The organism is Terriglobus albidus (assembly GCF_025685425.1).
Taxonomy (GTDB): Bacteria; Acidobacteriota; Terriglobia; order Terriglobales; family Acidobacteriaceae; genus Terriglobus; species Terriglobus albidus.
Genome location: NZ_JAGTAS010000049.1, coordinates 18,600 through 39,188, shown reverse-complemented (window position 1 = coordinate 39,188; position 20,589 = coordinate 18,600). Strand labels below are relative to the sequence as shown.

Here is a 20,589-nt window from a genome sequence, read left to right as displayed (position 1 = left end):
ACGAACCCATTGACTTCAAAAACAAGCAGAGGACTGATGAGATTCAAGCGTATCCGGATAGGCATGTTGAGCTGTGCGATCGCGACCTTCGCCATGCAGCAGGTGAGCATCGCACAACCCTCACAGACGGATGTAGTGATCTATGGCGCCACTCCGGCCGGCATTACTGCTGCGGTGGCAGCCGCACGCGAAGGCAGGCATGTCGTTCTTGTCGAGCCATCGGCGCACATCGGAGGTATCGTCGCCGGAGGCCTGACCAAGACCGACATCGGAAGGCGGGAGACCATCGGTGGCTTGCCCGCTGAGTTCTTCTCCAGGGTGCTGGCTAACTATGAGCACGCCTTCGGCAAAGACTCCGAACAGGCTCGCGCTACCAAGGGCGGCATCTTCTTTGAGCCCCATGTCGCCGAACAGGTCTTCGCAGAGATGCTCTCTGAGGCAAAGGTCACGGTCCTCAAAGACCGGCAGCTCACTTCGGCATCCCTCGGCCCAAACCATCTGCAGTCGATCACGGTGCAGGCACCGGACAAGAGCACGCAGCAGATTGCCGGCAAGGTCTTCATCGATACCTCGTATGAGGGCGATCTGATGGCGGCGGCACATGTGCCCTATCGTGTGGGGCGTGAGGGCGCGGCGGAGTATAACGAATCGTTGGCGGGTATGAACCGGGGTCCGCGCGAGCTACTCGGGAAAGGCGACCAACGTCTGCAGGCCTACAGCATTCGTTCCACGATTACGAATCGCCCTGATCTGCGGATTCCGTTTCCGAAGCCGCAGCACTACACACCGGAGGCGTTTGCGGACTTTCTCGCACACATCCACCAGAAGAACATTCACACCTTCCAGCAGCTCTTCCCTGACGTTCCCGAGTGGGGACCAGTGAATGGAAAGTCCGATCCGAACAAGGCAGACGATGTCGATGGAAATCTCAACTATGTCGAGGCAGACTGGGTAACGCGCCGTGCCGTATACGAGCACACCCGCGATCTCTGGCTGACCTTCTGGTACATGCTGCAGAACGATCCATCGCTGAGCGATGAGTTCAAGCAGACAGCGCGAGAATGGGGCCTGCCAAGAGACGAGTTCACCGATACGGGTAACGTCTCGTCGCAGCTCTATGTGCGGGAAGCCAGGCGGATGATCGGCCGCTACCTGATGACGCAGAACGATGTGCAGCACGATCGCATCAAGCCCGACGGTATCGCCATCGGCAGCTACGTCATCGACTCGCATCCGGTGCAAACCATCCTTACGGACAAAGGCCTTATCCAGGAGGGCGGCAACATCGCCGGATGGACCGATCCCTACAGCATCCCTTATCGCTCCATTACGCCGATCAGTCCCGACAATCTTCTCGTTCCCGTCGATCTCTCTGCAACGCATATCGCGTATTGCACCATCCGCATGGAGCCGGTCTTCATGGAGCTTGGCCAGGCAGCGGGGCTGGCGGCATCCATGGCGATCGAGAAGAATCTTGCAGTCCAGGCAATCTCGACCGACGAGTTACGCAGGCGGCTCGGTGAGCAGAAGGTCCCGCTCGAGCCCATGTTCCGTCCGCGTGTCGCCATTGAAGCTGACGGTCCGGCCGCGCCGGGAGCAGCAGTCCAGTTCCATGTAAAGACATTGGAAGTGCGATCACCACTTACGCAGTACTTTTGGAACTTCGACGGATCTGGCAGTGTGCAGAGCACAAATGCCTCGCCGAAGTGGACCTTCACCTCGAGCAAGCCGTGTACGGTCAGCCTCACCGTGGTGGATTCCGACGGAAACTCTTCGCTCATTGCCAAGCGCACCATTGGAACAGCGGCGGACGGAACACCTGATGTCACCTTGAGCTACGAGCAGGCGCAGGAACATGGCCTCTGGGATAAGACTGCCATCGCTGGTCTGGATGAACGGGATCTCGTTGCCTGGCACGATCTAAACAACGACAAGGGCAAGAAGTCAGTTCGATTTGAAACCAGGCTGTCCCGGCCTGGAACCTATCGCCTCGCGATTGCTTATCCCAAGAGCATCCGCCGAGCGACGAATGTTCCGATTACGGTGACCACAAATCAAGGGACACGTACGCTCCACCTCAACGAGAAGGTAAAGGACACCCCATTCGCCTTCGTTCCTCTCGCCGACTTCCACATCGCTCCTGGGGAATCGCCCTCCGTGACCGTTGGCAACGCCGGCACTGACGGCGACGTCGCTATCGAAGCAATCCGCTGGCTATGGATCGGTGAATAACCCAGCGAATGAGATCCACTCGATTACTGCAAAAGGAAACTATGCGACCCACTCGAATTCTCTTGTTGCTGCTTCTCTCTCTGCTGTTGACTCCGCGTCCCCTAATGGCTGCGGAGAAGGATGTGTACGACGTTGTGGTCTATGGCGGCTCTGCCTCCGGCATCATCGCCGCGGTCAGCGCCTCACGCAACGGAGCGTCAAAGGTTGCGCTGGTCTCGGCCAATCCTCATCTCGGCGGCATGGTGACGAACGGGCTCTTCCGTACCGACGTCGGTCGCCCCAGCGTCATCGGCGGCATTCCGTATGAGTTCTGGCAACGTGGCGACGCCTACTACCAGCAGCACCATCTCACCCATGCCAGCATGTGGAATACTGAGCCGCACATCGCCGAGCAGATCTTCAACGACATGCTCAAAGAAGCGAAGATCGTTGTCGCAGCCGGCTGCAGGCTGAAAGAACACGGCGGCGTCAGGAAAGAAGGCAAGCAGATCGTTGCCATCAATACTGAAGATGGCAAGACCTTTCGCGGCAAGGTCTTCATCGATGCCACCTATGAGGGCGACCTCATGGCCTTTGCCGGAGCCTCCTACATTGTCGGCCGCGAGTCGCAGAAGCAGTACGGCGAATACTCCGCTGGTGTGCGTGATGCTCACTCCGAACACATCAAGGCGTACGACGCCGGAGGTAAGCTGCTCGCAGGTGTGATGCCTCACCGCGAAGGCAACGTCGGCGACGGTGATAACAAGACACAGGCCTACAACTTCCGCGTCGTTCTCTCTCACGACAAAAAGAACCAGCTCCCCTATCCCAAGCCAACCCATTACAACCCGCATCTCTACGATGTACTGCTGAATCGCATGCTGCTTGCGACAAGCCATGATTCCGATGAGCGGCTAGTTAAAGGCTTCTGGCCTGCCCTCGCGATCGCCAGCGACAAGGCCGACCTGAACTACGCCGACTTCGTCGCCGGAAGCTGGAACTATCCCGACGCGAACTATGCCGAGCGTGAACGCATATGGCAGCAGCACTTTGACTTTGTCGCGGGCATGCTGTGGTTCATGGCGAACGATCCTCGCGTGCCAAAGGCAATTCAGAACGCGGTGAATGAGTGGGGGCTGGCGAAAGACGAGTTTGTCGACCATAATAACTGGCCGTATGAGGTCTATGTGCGGGAGGCTCGCCGCCTGATCGGCGATTACGTGATGCGGCAGCAGGATGTTGTAGACAATCTCACCAAGCCAGACTCGGTCGGACTGGGCAGCTATGGCCTGGATGTGCATCCGGTACAGATGTTCGCGGATGAGAAAGGTGAGGTCGCTACCGAAGGTGTTCCGCAGCGCACGGAACAGGTACGGATGAAGCACGTCCCCTACCAGATGCCGTATCGCATTCTGCTTCCCAAAGCGTCGGAGCTCACCAATCTGCTGGTCACGGTTTGTCCGTCTACCAGCCACGCCGCATACTCCACGCTGCGCATGGAGCCGCAGTACATGATTCTGGGTCAGGCTGCCGGTGCCGGTGCTGCGCTCGCCGTGAAGAATAAGGTTGCCGTGCAGGCTGTCGATATCAAGGCATTGCAGGAGAGCCTGCGCTCCGGTAACGCCATCCTCGAGGTTGATCTCACACAGTTCAAAGACGTGTTGAACCAGTAGTGCCTCAAAGGAGATCGCCATCCTGGCGGTCTCCTTCCTTTTCCCATGGCTGGTTGTATCACCCGCTTTGCCGTTCATCTCGCGACAGATCGGTGTTCCTGAAAGGAGCTCCATGTCTCAAAACGTGCGTTTTCTATCTGGTATCGCAGCTCTCACGCTTCTGGCAGCCCCACTGGCGGTTGGCCAGACCATACCCTCGGCAGCGCTTCTGAAGCATCAACCCTCCGGAACCACGAACTACGTCTTCAACTCTTCGGTTATGCTCACTCCGCCTGCGGCTCCCGCTGACGCTTCCGCCACCATCCAGGCGGCGATCAACACCATGGCCTCCGCCTCGTTGTCTAAGGGCGGTGTCATTCTGCTTGCGCCAGGGACCTACTATCTTGCCCACACGCTGAAGCTCGAAGGCAGCGGTGTCACCCTGGTCGGCGTCAGAGCCGTTACCTCCACCGGCCAGAATGGAAGCTATCCCACGCTGACCTACGATGACTCGCTTGTTGATGATGATTACGACAACCGCAGCGCCATCGAGACGACGCTCGGCGTGGATGTTTCACTCATCGATACGCCGGCCGCGATCCGTTTCAATGGCAATGCTGATTATTCCGGGACCCGCACCTTTAATTATGGCGGCCTGATTGGGATCAATCTGGCCTTTACCGGAACGGCAGGCTCAGGCAGCGAAGGAGATACAGCCACCGGTGTGGCCATGAATCTGCCGCATCAGACGCTCGTCCGTGATCTCACCATTACGAATGCGTACAACGGCCTCGACGTCGGTGACAGCACCAGCCCTTACTTCTTGAATATCAACATCTCCGGTGTACGCGGAACCTTCGGTGCGCGGTTGGGGACGTTCAATACGGATGCAATCAAGATGCATGCGCTCACCGTCTCCGCCAGTACCGGAAATACCAGTACGACACTGGCGATTATTCCCGCGAACATGGAGCTGATCGGCGGCAATCTCTCCGGAGGCGGTGTAGGACTTCACATCACCGGCGCGGACTCCACCACCTTCGCCAACGATGTCTATCTCCGCTCCCTGCTGATTCAGCACACCAATGCGCAGGGAATTCTGGTGGACTTCGCGAAACAGGTCTACGTCAGCGACACCACCATCAACTACGCCGGTGCGGAAGCCATTAAGGTGACGCCGAATTTCTATGGCGGTCTGGCCTTCACCAACCTGCGGACCTCCTACACCGGTCTCAGCGCCATCCGTGTACAGCGGGGCATGAACATCAACCTGGTGAATGCGGTGTTGTTGAACAGCGGTCAGCGCAAATCGAGCGCCAGTTCTGATGACCTGCCCATCGCCGATCTCTCCGTCGACTCCAGTGTTACTTCTCTGAATGTCGTCGGCGGACGTTTCGGCTCGGCCAACGGAACGACGGTTCACGAGGACTGGGGAATGTACGTCAGCACCACCAGCCCGCTCTATACGCCATGGCACACGCCGACGATCATTGCCTCGAATATCGACTTTCTCAATATTCCCACAGCGCAGCGCAGCTCCGGCATTACTATTACCAACCCCAGCGGATACTACACGCTCTATAACGCCGGCTACTTCAATCCACCGGCAGAGGACACGTGGTCGCTTCAGAACCTGCCGACCGATCCGGTCGGAACCGGCGTGATGGCTGTGGTCAAAGGCTTCAATCTCTATGACCTGCCTGAGATCCGCGATCGTCAGTGGATCGACCTCACCTCGTCCGCGCTCAGTACGCATCCTGTGGTGGACAGCTCCGGCAACATCAATGCGGCGAACTTCACCTATTGGGAAGGCATCGCAGCCACCCAATTCCCGGAGGGCGCTGTGTTGTATCTTCCTGCCGGGCACTTCAACAGCAGCTTCAGCTCGTACACGCGGAAGATCTATAACGTATCTGATCCGCTCGTGATCAACCACGCGGCCATTCAGGTTCTCGGGGACGGCCGCAACGTTACCCAGATCACGGACTCGGTTGCTGTTCCCACACAGAATGCATTTCAGGTCGTATCAGGTTCAACCGGCAGCGGCCTCTTCGGTCTGACCGTCTTCTACTCGAAGACGGCTGCATTGACAGCACCGGCGAATACGCCGGTCACATATGCTCCTCCTTTCCTGATCACCAATACCTCGCAGATCCGGCTCGCCAACATCGGCGCACGTTACGGCATGGGTGGAGGCGTCTCCATCGTCGATACGATCAACTCTGAGCTCTTCGACGTCGACATGTCGAGTATGGGCGTGAACAACACGCAGCCAACGGTTCCGCTGGGCGCGTATACCCTCACGGCAACGACGAATGAGGCAACCGCTGACATCCGCTTCTATCAGGTCTACGGCGAGTTCCTGCGAAATATCTGGATGCCGTCGTCCTCCTCGTTCTGCAATACCTCGACCGCTTGTACACTTCCGCCCGATCAGATTCCTGACCTCGAGTGGATCCGTCTCGTCGGTGGCGTGACACGCTTCCGTACCGACTCAGGAACCCTGATCGAAGGCAGGGTGGGATACCAGACCGTCGCCAACGATCAGGGAACACCGCACAATCTTTCGTCGTTCAAGTTCGCGATCGATCATGCTTACGTCTACGGAGCCGACCTGCAGCAGGCGACAGACATCGACTTCGATGAGCCTTGGGTCAACACCCGTAACATCGCCTTCTTCGCCGAGAGCGGTGTCAGCGGAAACCTGAGGGTCCTGACCTCCGGAAGCCGCGGAGCAGCCTTCGAGGCCTTCCTCCTGCAGGGTGGAACCACGGTCTCGCTCATCAACTGCCAGATCGGCAACAATGCCAACCTGTGGACGCCGTATAACACCATGCAGACACGGCCGCTCTCCGGTGTGTATGTTGGATCGTCGGTGGGCAGCGCGATCTTTGTCGGCGGCATGAATGGCTGGATCGCCAACTCTAGCTATGCCAATGCTTCCATCAACGCCAACCTGCAGGACTATGGAATCATTCTCGGGACAGGCGCTTCGATCTCGGCCTACACCATCTACGGGACTGACCTCTACGGCAACAACGCCGCGAAGGTCGGGCAACAGTCCGGCGGTGGCACAGGCGCAACCGTATTGATTCCTAACTGAGCACCAGGAGGCAGGCGAGCAATCATGCCGGTCGATACAAGACCATCAGGATGGAAGCACTTCCTCACCATGGGAGCGGTCGTCATTGCGATGACCGCTCCCGGGCGCAGTCAGGCCCAGGTGCAGGATGCAGATGCCATTAACTTTCAGACCCATGCCCTTTGGTCACCACGGCTGAACATTGAGGCCGGAACGGCCATCGTCTACGGCATCGATGCCACCCTTCCCCAGCGGGTTGAAAGCTGGCGCAGTCACGGGTATCACGTTGCTCTCATGACCGGCGTCTCCTGGGGAGAGTACAGCGACTACCTCGACGGCCGCTTCGATGGCAAGCAGCATTGGGATGAAGCGCAGATGGACCGTGATGGAAAGATGGTCTTGCACGGCAGCAATCCACGCATCCCTTACATTGCTCCTTCGGCCTCGTATGGAAAGTTCCTGGCGGCCGGCGTGCTCCGCGCTCTCGATGCCGGTGTGGAAGCTGTTTTCCTGGAGGAGCCCGAGTTCTGGGCGAAGTCCGGTTGGAGCGAAAGCTTCAAACGTGAGTGGCAGGCCTTCTATGGAACTCCGTGGCAGGCGCCCGACAGCTCGCCCGACGCGCAGTATCGGGCATCGAAGCTCAAGTACTTTCTCTATCGCCGTGCTCTCGCGGATGTCTTCGCCGCGGTGAAGCAGTATGGCCAGACGCATCACAAGAAGATTCCCTGCTATGTCGCCACTCATTCACTGGTGAACTACGCGCAATGGCGCATCGTCAGTCCGGAGTCATCCCTCATCGATGTGGGTGCCGATGGATACATCGCACAGGTCTGGACCGGAACGGCACGCACCCCCAATGCTCTCGAAGGCAAGGTGCAGGAGCGTACCTTCGAAGCCGCATTCCTGGAGTATGGCGCGATGCAGAACCTCGTACGCGCCTCTGGTCGCAAGGTCTGGTATCTGAATGATCCCATCGAAGACAATCCCAACCACACCTGGGAAGACTATCGCTTCAACTGGGAGAGCACGCTGACAGCCTCTCTCTTCCAACCGGAGGTCAGCAACTATGAGGTGGTGCCGTGGCCCGAACGCATCTTTGGCCCGCGAGGCATCTATCCTTCGGAAGCCGATCCGGGAAAGCGTGTTCCGATTGCGGCTGCCTATGAATCCGAGCTTCAGACCGTCTTCCATGCTCTTGGCCAGATGAAGAAGAGCGCAGGCCATGCACAATGGCTCGCTGCCGGTTCGCAGGGAATCGGCGTTCTGGTTTCGGATACGCTGATGTTTCAACGCACCGCGCCTTCTGCTTCCGACGAGCGCTTGAGCTCCTTCTTCGGCCTGTCGCTGCCATTGCTGGCTCATGGTATTCCGGTAGAGCCGGTGCAGATCGAAAGCTTCCACCAGGCGAAGATTGCAGACCGCTATCGCTGCCTCCTGCTTACCTATGAAGGACAGAAGCCGCCGTCGATCGCCTTCCATCATGCACTCGTCCACTGGGTAAAGGCAGGTGGAGTTCTCGTTGTGATCGATGACGGAAAAGATCCGTATCAGTCGGTCTCAGACTGGTGGAATACCGCACCGCGTCACTATGCCCGCCCGATGGATGAGCTCTTTGAAGAGCTTGGTATTGCAAACACTCAGACTGGCGTCGTAGGTGTTGGCGAAGGGATAGTGCTCCATGAGGCCGCATCACCCGCGGCTCTGGCGATGCAGGCTAATGGGTCGCAGCATCTCCTCAGTAATATCAAGACCGCACTCGCAGCAAAGTCGATGAGATTAGAAGAGAGCGATCGCCTCATCCTGCGCCGTGGACCATACATCATTGCGAAGGGACTCTCGGAAGCAGCGACACCCTCTGCCGGAAGAACATCGGGATACTACCTCGATCTCTTCAGTGCCAACATGGATGTGTTGCATACCTACGAACCCAAAGGAAAAGCACACCTTTTCCTTCTCGATGTTGCAGCCGTTAACGCGGCAGCGCCAACCGTTATCGCATCTGCAGGGCGCATCAGCAACGAGCACGATGAGCGAAAGTTGCTGACCTTCTCTGCCGACGGCATAGAAGGCTCCACGGCGATAGTCCGCATCAAGGCAGCATCCGCCATCACCGGGGTTCGTGTGAACGGCATGACCCTCGACGCCACCGCCTTCGGCTCAGACGGCATTACTGCATGGCTGCGTTTCCCGCAACATGCATCACCGCAAACCGTCGAAGTGCATTTCCAATAGTCCCGCCTCGATCACGGCTGAAATCATGCATCATTTTGGGAGTCATACATGAAGCTCACACAAAATAATAAAAGCCGATGGATGTGGCTGCTCATCCTTCCCTATGGCGGTCTTCTTCTGCCGTTTCTTTACGCGCGGCGCACACCAGAGATCTTTGGGGTGCCATTCTTCTACTGGTACCAGTTCGTCTGGGTCTTTCTCACCGCGGCACTGACCGGCATTGTCTACTGGAGGACGCGCTAGATGCAGCTCCTGCACTCCTCAGCCTTTCTTGTCTTTCTCGCGATTCTTGCCGCAGTCTCTGTGCTTGGCTTTCTCGGAGCCCGCTGGAAGCGTGGCGATCTCGACCAGCTCGATGAATGGGGCCTCGGAGGCCGCCAGTTCGGCACGCTGATCACGTGGTTCCTGGTAGGAGGCGACTTCTACACCGCCTACACCATCATTGCAGTACCGGCGCTGGTCTTCGGCACCGGCGCGATGGGGTTCTTCGCACTGCCCTACACCATCATCGTCTATCCGTTCGTCTTTCTCGCCATGCCGCGTCTATGGTCCGTCGCGCGCAAGCATGGCTACATCACACCGGCTGACTTCGTGCAAGGCCGCTATGGCAGCCGCACCCTGGCGACACTGGTAGCCATCACAGGTATCACGGCGACGATGCCCTACATCGCGCTGCAGCTCGCCGGAATGGGAGCGGTGCTGGCACAGCTTGGCCTCACCGGCAACTCCTGGGTGCAGCAGGATCTGCCACTTGTGATCGCCTTTCTTGTCCTCGCGCTCTACACCTACTCCAGCGGACTGCGAGCCCCTGCCATTATCGCCATCGTCAAAGACATTCTCATCTACGTTGTCGTCATTGCCGCAATCGTCATCATCCCAGCCAAGGCCGGTGGATACAGCCATATCTTCTCCGCGGCAGATGCTGTCTGGAGCCGCCATAGTACGGCCTCGCTCATTCTGCTTCCTAAGGACTACACCGCCTATGCATCGCTTGCGCTGGGTTCCGCCCTGGCAGCGTTCATGTATCCGCACACCGTTACCACCATGCTGGCCTCAAGCAGTGGCCAGGTTATTCGCCGCAACGCGGTGCTGCTGCCCGCATATACCTTCCTGTTGGGGCTCATCGCTCTCTTCGGTGTGGTTGCTGTCGCTGCCGGAATTCACCCCGCTACCTCCAGCGGAGTCGTGCCGGAGCTGATGACCCGTTTCTTCTCGCCATGGTTCACCGGCCTTGCCTTCGCAGCCATTGCCCTGGCGGCGATGGTGCCGGCGGCGATCATGTCGATCGGAGCCGCCAACCTCTTCACCCGCAGCATCTACCGCGCCTGGTTCCGGCCCCAAGCCACCGCACAGCAGGAGTCGCGCGTCGCCAAGAACGTCTCTTTCGGTGTTAAATTTGGAGCCCTGCTCTTTGTCTTTACCTCATCGCACGACTTCGTCATCAACCTGCAACTGCTTGGCGGCATTTGGATTCTGCAAACCTTCCCCGCTATCACCTTCGGCCTCTGGAGGAGGATCTTCCATCACCAGGCGCTCATCGCCGGCTGGGCGGTCGGCATGGTCACCGGAACATCCATGGCTGCGGCGCTGCGCCTGCACTCTTCCGTCTTTGCGATCAACATTGGCGGCACAAGCGTCAGGCTCTATGCCGGCATCTGGGCGCTGATGGCGAACATTGTCGTCGTGTGGCTGACATCCATGCTTCTTGACCGCGCCGGCATCCAACGCAACCACGACGAGACTGCACATGCTGACTATCAGGAGCAGGACGCCGTCTCTGAACTCCCCGTCAAAACAATGGCATCTTGATATTGGTCCTGGGCGGAGCTCCAGGTCTACTTCAACATCAATCTCATTGCGTGGAGATCCAGTACAAAGGCCGATGTTTGCATGTACAGATCTTTTCCAACGTTGGCAAAGATCCAGTCGCGATGGTCCTGGTGTTTCGTCATGATATGGGCGGGGCGGAGCGTAAGGTCCTTCCCGTCTATCTGCAATGAGAGCTCCGGGACATCAATCGAATCGTGGCTCTCTGCACCACCAAGTCCAATAATCTGATTCTGTCCAGCGTTGCCATGTTGTTGCAGATAGTCAGAGAACCGGCGTGCAAACGGCGCATAGACATCAGTTGTGGTCGCGCCGGAGTCTAATGACATCCATATAGGCTCTCCCTGAAACTTCGCCTGCAATACGATATGGTCCCCTGCATCGAAGATGAGGTTCGAACGCTCCGGTACAAATTCCTGAGGTTCCTCCCCGATAACGAGTGTGCCGTTCGCATCCCAGCGGAAGGTCCCAATCGCGACCATGAGAGGCAAGCCGATGATCCCGCGATGGCCCAGAGGCACAAGAGACATCGGTGGCTGATCATCTGGAAACACAGCAAAGGAGACGTTCCGGAAACGCATCTTGCCGATGGTGACCTGCTTTGCTGTCGCCATGCGGAATCCGACGCTCTGTGTCATGGTCCCCAGAACGCCCGCAGACTTTGAAAAAGCCAGTCCAAGCCGCCTTGCCTCATCCTCCGAGATGCACGAGAGATCGGCTCCATTGTCGAAGAAAAATTCGACATGCTTCCCATTGATCGTCGCGGGAGCAGGAAGTGAATGGCCGTCATGGTGCAATCTGGATGTGGCACGCGGGCCATTTTCCTGGTCAGGAAGGCCCATGAAAGGTGCGTCTTCCTGCTTTTGCGAGGCAATCTCTTTTCTGTCAGGAAATGATCTCCACTGTGCCTGGCGGATGACGGCCAGGCTATGGTATCGGCCAGACTTCTGATAGAGGTTCGCCAACCAGTTGTAGGCTTCGTAGGCATGTTCTGAGGCGGGCGCATCCTGAATCACCTGCTTGAACAATGACTCCGCTTCGGGCACGTTATAGACAGCAGCCGCTACGGCGCGGTAGAAGCCTGCATTGCTATCCCGGGAGGCTGCTGCCCGTAGTTCGCTCCACTGCCGCTGACGGACAAGCTCATCAAGCGGCTCGTCACGCGTCAGGGATGAGACCTGAGCTCGCATCACCGACGATGCGATGTCCAGCAGAATTAAGAGGTAGATGACACGACCGCGCTTCATGATTGGCAGGCCAGGTTTATGCAAATTCTTCCATCATTGAATCAGCTTCTTTTGCCTTACGACATTCCACCCAATCGTCTGAATCACGACCGCCGCAATGCTGAGGCAGGCAAAGACAATCACCCACGGAATCTTACGTTTCTCGATCAATTGGTACGCAATCCCATGCGCGATCGTCAGTCCGAATGTAATGTATGCCCACCGTTGAATGGATTTCCAACGGCCCACACCGAAACTACGTAGTGAAAGATCATTGGAGATCACCAGCAGCACCAGGAACAGCAACGCGGCGCCCAGTCCGACAAAGTTGGCAAAGCCGAACTTCGTGTTCTGGATCGCCAACGGATGCAGGCGCTTGAAGAAGTACATCCACATCCTTCCTCGCAGATGCACCGTCAGTCCCACGGCCGTATGGATGAGCGCAAGCACTCCGGCCCAGATGCCGATATCCCGGCGCAGGTCAAAACTCACGGGGTTCGGCCTGCGGCGAAGAATATTCCAAGGACCAAGCCATAGCGAAGCCACAAAGAAGGCCAGGCTGGCATATGCCGTCGCCATGCTGAATCGATGTCTGAAGTCTGGAGGAGGAGTCGCAAGATAAGCAGCGGCGGTGATGACGATCGCGGTTATCGCAAGCAAGCTGTGCCGCTTGGTGCGGTTGATCCAATACGCTGTACTACCCATGGTGCATCTCTCTTTTAGGCCCGGATTGCGGATGTTCTCCGTCTCAGCTATCCACCCATCCTTGGTATCATTCTGAAACTACACTCGTGAAGTGGGCCGAACCAATCCAGGAAATAATTGTCTTGTCGGTCGCTTCGTCGGATGCGTTCGGTGCGGCACTATAAGCGCTGTAGGCGCGCTCTATATCAGCCTGGGGCAACGCCCCAGGTTTCCATGCCTACTGAAGACTAAGGGCTGAAGGCCCGCTCTATAACTCCCAATGCCAAGCGAGTCCGAAAACACCGGCAAGCGTTACATTCGTGCTGTTGAAGAATTCTGGCGGTATAAAAACGGACCCATGTCCCTATGGGACATGGGTTCTCTCGAGATACGGTGTGCCTTACAGTCCACCAACCAGCTTCGCAAGCTGCTCGGTGCAGATCTTCCAACCCTCATGGAAGCCCATCTTCTCGTGAGCTTCGCGATCGGCTTCCGTCCAATGACGTGCCACCGCGGTGTACTTCGTCTTCCCCTCGTATGGTTCAAAGGTAAGGGTGACGGTCATGAAGGGTTTCTCTGACGGCTCCCAGGCGCCGGTATAGGCATCGGTAAAGACCAGACGCTCATTCGGCACAACCTCCAGGTAAACGCCACGGCAGGGGAACTCCGTTCCGTCCGGGCCGCGCATTACGAACAATGTTGCTCCGCCGGCACGAAGGTCGGTCTCTGCATGCGGTGTGGTGAATGGCAGCGGAGCGATCCACTGTTTCATCAGCTCCGGTTCTGTCCATGCGCGGAACAGTTTCTCCGGTGCGGCGTCAATCACGCTGGTAAGAATCAGGTCACGGCCTTTGGCTTCTGTTGTCGTGTTGCTCATACAATCCATTGCTCCTTTTGCGGTGAAGATGTGAAATCGTCGTTACTGATTGAGGGCGCAGTTGAAGAACCACTGGATTCCGAACTTGTCGGTCAGCATGCCGAAACGCGCACCCCACGGCATATCGCTCAGCGGCAGGCGAATCACCCCACCGTCTGCAAATGCCGAGAAGAATCGGTTCAGATCCGTCAGCGATTCGCAGTCTACCGAGACAGTAAAGTTGTTCCCGGCGTGGACCTTGCCGCCTGGCGCAGAGTCTGAGGCCATCAGAATGGGCTGTCCCTTATAGTTCAACTGGCTGTGCATGACCATGGCATCGGCATCGCTCGAAGGTTGACCCTCGGCATTGGGATACGGCGTGAGCTGCAGCTCCGTGCCAAGACATTGTTGATAGAAATGCATCGCCTGACGGCAGTTACCTTCAAAGTGCAGAAATGCAAGTACGCTCTTCATCGTGATCTCCTGGTGTTTGGTTTTAGGGGATACTTCAGCGGGCGAGGAAAGTCTTCAACCGCCAGTCACGCAGATAAAGGCCGGCCCAGGCAATCGCGCCAAAGACAACCGGAAACAGAATGTTGAACCAACCGGCGCTGACGCGGACATGCGTTGCCACCGCTCCGCCCAGATAACCGGTCAGCAGCACCGCGCCCAGAATGGCGGTGCGGGGAATCAGGTAGAGAAGTGTGCTCAGCAGCAGCACTATTCCAAGGCCAATAATGCAGCTCTCGGGATAGCCGAGCTGCACGGTAGCTTGCACCACAAAGGGTGGTTTCACCAGCTTCATTCCGGCATCCATCAGGAAGAAAGCCGCGGCCAGCCAGCTCAACACGCGCCCGGTCCAGAGGCTTGTCCGGGAGATAGTGTTCCGAGCCGGATGGGTTGAAAAGGTCTCAGAGTTCGCAATGGTCTGTGCAGTCATGGTTCGTGTTCTCCTTACGAACGCATTGACTTTCCCGGCGGCCAAAACTCATCGGTCTGCCCAAAATTTATTTATCAGGTCCAACCAGCAACCAGGAACCAGCAACTAGCAACTAGACGGTCATCCCAAACCCAAACCGGGGAAACAGGCGTTCCGTATCCAGAAACGTGGTTACGCCGGCGATGCGGTCGCCCTCCAGCTCCAGCACGATCAGGCCCCAGGCCTTATGTCCGCCCTCAGGGTTCGGCCGGTACTGTACAAATGCCGGCCAGCCGGAGGCAGAAGTCGGGAATAGCCGCGACCCGCGGCAGCCGGAACCCAGGCCCAGCATCCAGGTCTGAATCTCCTCTGGTCCACGCAACCACAGCTCATACGGAGGCATGCATAGCGTGACATCCTCGCGCATCAGCGCGGTAAGCCCGGCGACGTCGTACTGTTCGAAGGCAGTGACATAACGCCGCAGCATTCCCTGCTGTGCTGCTGTCAGCGAGACCGGCTGCTCCTCACTGCGTTTCGCCAGCGTTGCTCGCGCGCGCTGTAATGCGCTGTTTACGGATGGCACGGAGGTCTCCAGTGTCTCCGCCACTTCGGCAGCAGAGCATCCCAGAACCTCTGTCATCAGCAACGCGGCGCGCTGCCGTGGAGCAAGATTCTGCAGTGCAGCTATAAAGGCAAGCCGCACGCTCTGCCGTTGTACGACCTGTTCCGCCGGGCTAGCATCATTCGATACCACCTGCGTATCTAAGATCGGCTCGATCCAGTACTCCTGCGGCTGCTGCGTCAATGATTCCAACGGAGGCGCACCCGAAGAAGCAGCTCCCTCGTCGACCGGTCTGGCGCGCCGGCCACGCTTCTTCAGCTCATCGAGGCACACGTTCGTAGCGATGCGGTACAACCAGGTCTTCAAGGTGGAGCGGCCGTCAAAGCTTTCAAGGCTCTTCCATGCGCGAATCATCGTCTCCTGCACGGCATCGTCCGCATCGAAGACAGACCCCAGCATGCGGTAACAATGGCCCGTCAGAGCAGGCCGATACATCTCGATCTGGCTGATATCCACGGTCACAGAAGCGAAGTCGATTGTAGCGGTTCTCGTGGGCAGATGTCTGCCGGAGCTGCGATCATCGGCTCTTGTTACGGATGAATTTTCATCCTTCCAGTAATTCAATCCGTAGAGCTTTTCCCTGAGGTGTAGAGTAGGGCTTCTGCATAGATTGGCGTTTTCCGCAATGAAACGCGCTGCACTCCTCTTCCGAGACACCCAGCAACAAGGAAAATGCTCTAGAATCCGATGCGACGCTTGGAGGGAACCCGGATGGATGCATTCGACCCACAACGCCGTTCATTCTCCGTGGACGCCGACAGCCTTGGCCTCACACAGCTCCCACCATCCGCTTCCGCTCAGATGAACACAACGCATCAAGGCTATGTGCTCGCAGCCGCCGAAGGCGAAACCCTCATCCACTTTCGCGACCGTGGCGCCATCGTCATCAAGGCCAGTCCGGCAACAGGCTCCGATCAGCTCGCGCTCGGCACACAACAAATAATGCGCGGTTCAGGCATTCCCATTCACCGCCACCTTCACATGGACGAAGCCTTCTATGTCCTGGAAGGCAGCGGCAGATTCCTTTTGAACGACGTTCCCCATACCTTCGAAAAGGGCGCAACCATCTTCATTCCGCGCAATGCGTGGCACGGTTTCCAGAACCCCACTCACGAACTGCTCCTGCTCTGGATCGTCCCGCCTCCTGGACTGGAAGCCTTCTTCCGCGAGACCTGTACCGCTCCCGGAACACCATCAAAGCAACTCACCCGCGAACAGATTCACGAGATCGCGCTCAAATACGGAACCGAGTTTCGATAAATTCCAAACATTCAACCAGGAACCAGCAACTAGCAATCAGCAACTGGAAACATGACCGCACTCGACTGGCTACTCGAATCCGATCCTGCCATCTGCTGGCAGGCAATGCGTGATCTCACGGAATCACCTCCAATGCCGGCCGCAGTAGAAACCATTCAACAATCCAACAATTCAACCATTCAACCAGCTTTCGCCAATCGCGCCCGCATCCCGCACGAAGGTCTGGGAGCAAAAATCCTCTCCAGCCAGCAACCGAATGGCTCATGGCTTCGGACCGACCAGCCCCGATGGGCATCAACGCTTGTAACCATGCTTCTGCTGCGGTCCATGGGAATCGATCCTGCCGATGCTACCGTCGATGCGGCCGTCGTCCGGCTCGAGACCAGCCTCTGCTGGGACGACCATCCCGGCTTCTGGGATCTGCGGCCTCCCACTCCAGGCGGTAATCCGTTCTTCGAGGGGGAAGAAGAGCCCTGTATCAATGGCGGCGTGCTCGCACTCGGCGGCTACTTCGGCCGTCCGTCCTCATCCCTCGCACAGCGTCTTCTCTCACAACAGCTTGAAGATGGCGGCTGGAACTGTGAGGCTCCGACGAGCAGCCGTTCGTCCTTTCACACCACCATCTGCGTTCTCGAAGGCCTGCTCGAGTACGAACGCGCAGCGGGACCGGCAACAGAGATTGCCGCAGCCAGAGCTCGCGGTGAGGAATACCTGCTGCAGCGCAGCCTCTTCCGCCGGCTCTCGACCGGCGAAGTTGCAAACGCTGAGTTCCTGGAACTCGCCTTCCCGCCGCGCTATCACTACGACATCCTCCGCGCGCTTGACTACTTCCGAGCCGCCAACCGCATTGACCCTCGGCTCAGCGAAGTAATCGGTATCTTGGAGAGCCGTCGCCAGCCAGATGGCCGCTGGTTGCTCGATCGCGCTTACGACGAGGCGCTCCCGTTCCCTGTGGCAGAAACAGTGGGCAAACCCAGCCGGTGGAATACGCTCCGCGCCCTGCGCGTGCTGCGCTGGTATGGACGGCAATAGCTTGCCCCATCACCGGCGGAATTCTCGAATTCGCTGCCAGAATGCGTGACGACGCAGCAGGAGAGGGGTATAGTCGAGGGGCAAAATACCGCGCCATTCCATGCCACTCCGGGAGACACCGATGAGCACACCCTGGTCACGCCGTACCTTCCTCTTGACTGCTGCTTCAGCCTCTTTCGCGCCTTCCCTTTCCTTGGCCGCACAGGAAGCCCTGCCTGCCTCTCCTGATGAAGCGCTTCAGAGGCTCATGGAAGGCAACCGTCGCTTTGTGGCAGATCAACACACGAGCATCGCTCAGGACCTCAAGGTCCTGAAGGAACATACGGTCGACAAGCAGGAACCCTTCGCGGCCGTACTCTCCTGCGCTGACTCCCGCGTTCCCGTGGAGTTGGTCTTCGACCAGACGATCGGCCACATCTTTGTCAGCCGCGTCGCCGGCAACATCATCAACTCTGAGATCATCGGCAGCCTTGAATACGGAGCCGCCGTTCTGGGCGTAAAGGTCCTTCTGGTGATGGGCCATGCCAACTGTGGCGCGGTCAAGGCGGCCATCGCGAAAAAACCCGTTCCCGGTCAGATTGCCTCGCTCTATCCGCATCTGCAGCCTGCTGTCGAGGCCGCAGGAGGAGACCTGGTGGGCGCCATCAAGAAAAATGCGCAGATCCAGGCAGACCTGCTCGCCCAGACCTCTACTGTGCTGCGGCCCTTGGTCAATGAGCGCAAGCTGAAGATTCAGGCCGCCTTCTATGACGTTGCCACCGGAGTGGTCACGCTGCTGTAGCGGTGCAAAGCTGGTTTCTCTCCTCCCGATAGCCGAAAGAATGACGATGCCCGTGACAACTGTAAACCGGCGCCCGGCAACTAAGGTTGCATGAACCGGAGAGTAAAAGAAGCGTTGCAGATAGCTGCGTTCTCGGTGAGTGCGGTGGTCTTTGTCATGACGGCATGCAAGAGGACCGCCACCGTCGCTCCTAACTATGCCGGCGCGATCGATACGTATTACGCCGCGCATCCTCTCTGTGTATGGCCTATGCCGCGGCAGTTTCCTGTCCAGGTGGCGCATTCTGACGAGGACAAGACGCGCCAGTACGACGCTCTGGTCGATCAGGGACTGCTGACCCGCACCTCGGCCGAGAAGAAGATCATCATCGTCTCCAAACAGATGAACAACTATGACATCAGCGAAAAGGGACGTTCCGCCTGGACAGCAGACCCATCCCAGCCCGGCTACGGCAACTTCTGCTACGGCCATCGTAAGGTTGCATCGATTGACAGCAACACGCCTACCTCCGATCAGCCAGGCGCTACCACGACGGTGAACTATCACTACACCGTCAGCGATGTCCCTGACTGGGCCCAGGCCCCCGAAACCCAAATGGCCTTCCCCGCAATACAGTTCGCCCTCAGCGGACCCAAGCCGACGACTGCGCTGCTGACCAATACTCCGCAGGGCTGGCAACTCACCAAGCCCGGTAACAGCAGCACCGGCAACGACTCAGGCGTCGTGCAGTAGCTGCGTCGAGCCCTCATCCAAATAGAAGAGCTCACCCGAACTATTGTCATGCCATGTCTTACTGAGTTCCGGCCAGCTTTGCTGGCTGGGACGGTGCAACGAAGGACTCGCTTTTATAGCGCTGAAGGCGCGTTCTATACCAGCCTGGGGCAACGCCCCAGGTTAGCGGCATTAAGAAACCCAAGGGCTGAAGGCCCGCTCCATAGAAATGCAGTCTTTGGCAACCAACGTTGTTTTTGTTCAGCGACAAGCTGTTTGCGCTGTCATCCTGAAGTCAAAAGAAATCCGTTACGAGATCGTCTTCACCAACCGATATCGATCCAGCGTGATCTGCGCACGGATAGCATCAACAGCACCTGGATAACGCACTCGCGCAAACGCAACCCAGGCATCGCGATAAGCCTCCCACGCCTTCTCCGCGTTGGAAAGACCGTCGATCGTGACAGAGCCTTCATAGATCTCGTCCTTTGTCTGCGTCCGCAAGCTCTGAACCTTTTTCGCGTACTCACGCTGCAGCAGCCCATCCGAGGTAGCAATCTGATTCGCAGAAAGCGCAGGCCACTGCTTACGCTCGTAGCGAGTCAACTCCGCCTGAAAAAGATGACTGAGAATCTCCTGTGAACGTAGCGCTCGTAGATTGCGACTGCTGCCTTCCTGATTCACCTCATAGGCATGTGCATTGAGGTATGCATCACGGGCGGCAAGTAGTTTTGTAAATGCTGCCTGCTGCTCAGCAACCATTGAAGACTTTAGCGCGTTCTCATATCGCCCTCTGCGCTCATCCTTGATTTCGGAGGCATAGTCACTACAGAAGGTCGCGCTCAAAGTCGTCGCAGCATAATCGCAGAACTCGAACGGTTCATGGCTGCCGGAGGTGGGCTTCTCAACCTCCGGCATCGCACTCATCGCCATCGATTCCTCAGCTTCGCAGGCCAACCGCATTGCCAAGGGAACGTTACGCGGCACTCCAGCGCCATTGACATAGAGATCGGCAAGAATCAGCGAACCGCCAACCACCCAGCTCGTAGGTTGATCCGGGTTTTGCCCAAGCTTAGCTTTCTGCGCAAGCCGCTCCTGCCAGGCACAGGCGCGCGCATCTGCGTAGTTCACCGCGCGCCCAATCCCGCGATAGGAACGATACGACGCGCACGCCGGAAATACCTTCGGCCCAGTAGCCTTCTCCGCCTCTGCGGGCAGCGGAACGGAGGCATAGGCGGCACAGTCTCCCGGCTGGCCGGCAGGGACGGTCTGCCCCAACGCAGCAAACGCACAGTTCGCCATAAGCGTGGCTGTCGCGAGACCAAAGAACTTTTTCCAGCAGGAGTGCGCGCAGGTCATGTGAGCGCCAGTATAGGTCGAATCGAGCCCGCTCGCGCTTCTTTTGAAGCGGCTTTTGCTCGTTTTGGGAGAACTATTCGAGCCGGCCAGGCGGTCACGCGCCATTCAACTATTCAACTATTCAACCATTCAACT

General features: G+C 57.8%; 17 protein-coding genes. 10 read left to right on the top strand and 7 right to left on the bottom strand.

Going from position 1 to position 20,589, the window contains the following annotated elements; all coding sequences use genetic code 11:
• Positions 1-36 precede the first annotated feature (36 nt).
• The 6 genes from OHL21_RS09010 to mctP all read left to right on the top strand — a co-directional run bounded on the left by OHL21_RS09010 (position 37) and on the right by mctP (position 10,986).
• Positions 37-2,232: an FAD-dependent oxidoreductase gene (locus tag OHL21_RS09010; protein WP_263416929.1), complete on the top strand. Its 2,196-nt coding sequence runs from the start codon at positions 37-39 to the stop codon at positions 2,230-2,232.
• Between the two features lie 41 nt (positions 2,233-2,273).
• Positions 2,274-3,884 carry an FAD-dependent oxidoreductase gene (locus tag OHL21_RS09005; RefSeq protein ID WP_263416928.1) on the top strand — a complete coding sequence of 537 codons (1,611 nt, stop codon included), beginning with the start codon at positions 2,274-2,276 and terminating at the stop codon, positions 3,882-3,884.
• 112 nt (positions 3,885-3,996) lie between these two features.
• A complete protein-coding gene (locus OHL21_RS09000; RefSeq protein WP_263416927.1) occupies positions 3,997-6,966 on the top strand; it encodes a hypothetical protein in 2,970 nt (989 codons plus the stop codon).
• Between the two features lie 24 nt (positions 6,967-6,990).
• Positions 6,991-9,177 carry a hypothetical protein gene (locus tag OHL21_RS08995; RefSeq protein ID WP_263416926.1) on the top strand — a complete coding sequence of 729 codons (2,187 nt, stop codon included), beginning with the start codon at positions 6,991-6,993 and terminating at the stop codon, positions 9,175-9,177.
• 48 nt (positions 9,178-9,225) lie between these two features.
• Complete coding sequence (locus tag OHL21_RS08990) at positions 9,226-9,420, top strand: DUF3311 domain-containing protein (RefSeq protein ID WP_263416925.1); 195 nt, start codon at positions 9,226-9,228, stop codon at positions 9,418-9,420.
• A complete protein-coding gene (gene mctP, locus OHL21_RS08985; RefSeq protein ID WP_263416924.1) occupies positions 9,421-10,986 on the top strand; it encodes a monocarboxylate uptake permease MctP in 1,566 nt (521 codons plus the stop codon). It abuts the gene before it with no gap.
• Between the two features lie 26 nt (positions 10,987-11,012).
• Here mctP and OHL21_RS08980 read toward each other — a convergent pair whose 3' ends face one another.
• The 6 genes from OHL21_RS08980 to OHL21_RS08955 all read right to left on the bottom strand — a co-directional run bounded on the left by OHL21_RS08980 (position 11,013) and on the right by OHL21_RS08955 (position 15,875).
• Positions 11,013-12,251: an aspartyl protease family protein gene (locus OHL21_RS08980; RefSeq protein WP_263416923.1), complete on the bottom strand. Its 1,239-nt coding sequence runs from the start codon at positions 12,249-12,251 to the stop codon at positions 11,013-11,015.
• Positions 12,252-12,284: 33 nt separating this feature from the next.
• A complete protein-coding gene (locus tag OHL21_RS08975; RefSeq protein ID WP_263416922.1) occupies positions 12,285-12,935 on the bottom strand; it encodes a hypothetical protein in 651 nt (216 codons plus the stop codon).
• Positions 12,936-13,314: 379 nt separating this feature from the next.
• Positions 13,315-13,791, bottom strand: a complete 477-nt coding sequence (locus OHL21_RS08970; protein ID WP_263416921.1) for an SRPBCC family protein — start codon at positions 13,789-13,791, stop codon at positions 13,315-13,317.
• Between the two features lie 42 nt (positions 13,792-13,833).
• Positions 13,834-14,244: a VOC family protein gene (locus OHL21_RS08965; RefSeq protein ID WP_263416920.1), complete on the bottom strand. Its 411-nt coding sequence runs from the start codon at positions 14,242-14,244 to the stop codon at positions 13,834-13,836.
• A 34-nt stretch (positions 14,245-14,278) separates the two neighbouring features.
• The gene (locus OHL21_RS08960; RefSeq protein WP_263416919.1) at positions 14,279-14,710 is read right to left on the bottom strand and encodes a DoxX family protein; all 432 of its coding nucleotides are present in this window, start codon (positions 14,708-14,710) and stop codon (positions 14,279-14,281) included.
• A 112-nt stretch (positions 14,711-14,822) separates the two neighbouring features.
• The gene (locus OHL21_RS08955) at positions 14,823-15,875 is read right to left on the bottom strand and encodes a sigma-70 family RNA polymerase sigma factor (protein WP_263416918.1); all 1,053 of its coding nucleotides are present in this window, start codon (positions 15,873-15,875) and stop codon (positions 14,823-14,825) included.
• A 147-nt stretch (positions 15,876-16,022) separates the two neighbouring features.
• Here OHL21_RS08955 and OHL21_RS08950 point away from each other — a divergent pair, with 147 nt between their 5' ends.
• From OHL21_RS08950 to OHL21_RS08935, 4 genes are all read left to right on the top strand, one after another.
• Positions 16,023-16,571, top strand: coding sequence for a cupin domain-containing protein (locus OHL21_RS08950; RefSeq protein WP_263416917.1), 549 nt, complete (start codon positions 16,023-16,025; stop codon positions 16,569-16,571).
• A gap of 51 nt (positions 16,572-16,622) precedes the next feature.
• Positions 16,623-17,603, top strand: coding sequence for a hypothetical protein (locus OHL21_RS08945; protein ID WP_263416916.1), 981 nt, complete (start codon positions 16,623-16,625; stop codon positions 17,601-17,603).
• A 121-nt stretch (positions 17,604-17,724) separates the two neighbouring features.
• Positions 17,725-18,384 carry a carbonic anhydrase gene (locus OHL21_RS08940; protein ID WP_263416915.1) on the top strand — a complete coding sequence of 220 codons (660 nt, stop codon included), beginning with the start codon at positions 17,725-17,727 and terminating at the stop codon, positions 18,382-18,384.
• 90 nt (positions 18,385-18,474) lie between these two features.
• Complete coding sequence (locus OHL21_RS08935; protein WP_263416914.1) at positions 18,475-19,116, top strand: hypothetical protein; 642 nt, start codon at positions 18,475-18,477, stop codon at positions 19,114-19,116.
• Positions 19,117-19,404: 288 nt separating this feature from the next.
• Here the strand turns inward: OHL21_RS08935 and OHL21_RS08930 are convergent, their stop codons facing one another.
• Entirely contained in the window at positions 19,405-20,559 is a 1,155-nt protein-coding gene (locus OHL21_RS08930; RefSeq protein WP_263416913.1) for a lysozyme inhibitor LprI family protein, read from the bottom strand.
• Positions 20,560-20,589: the final 30 nt, after the last annotated feature.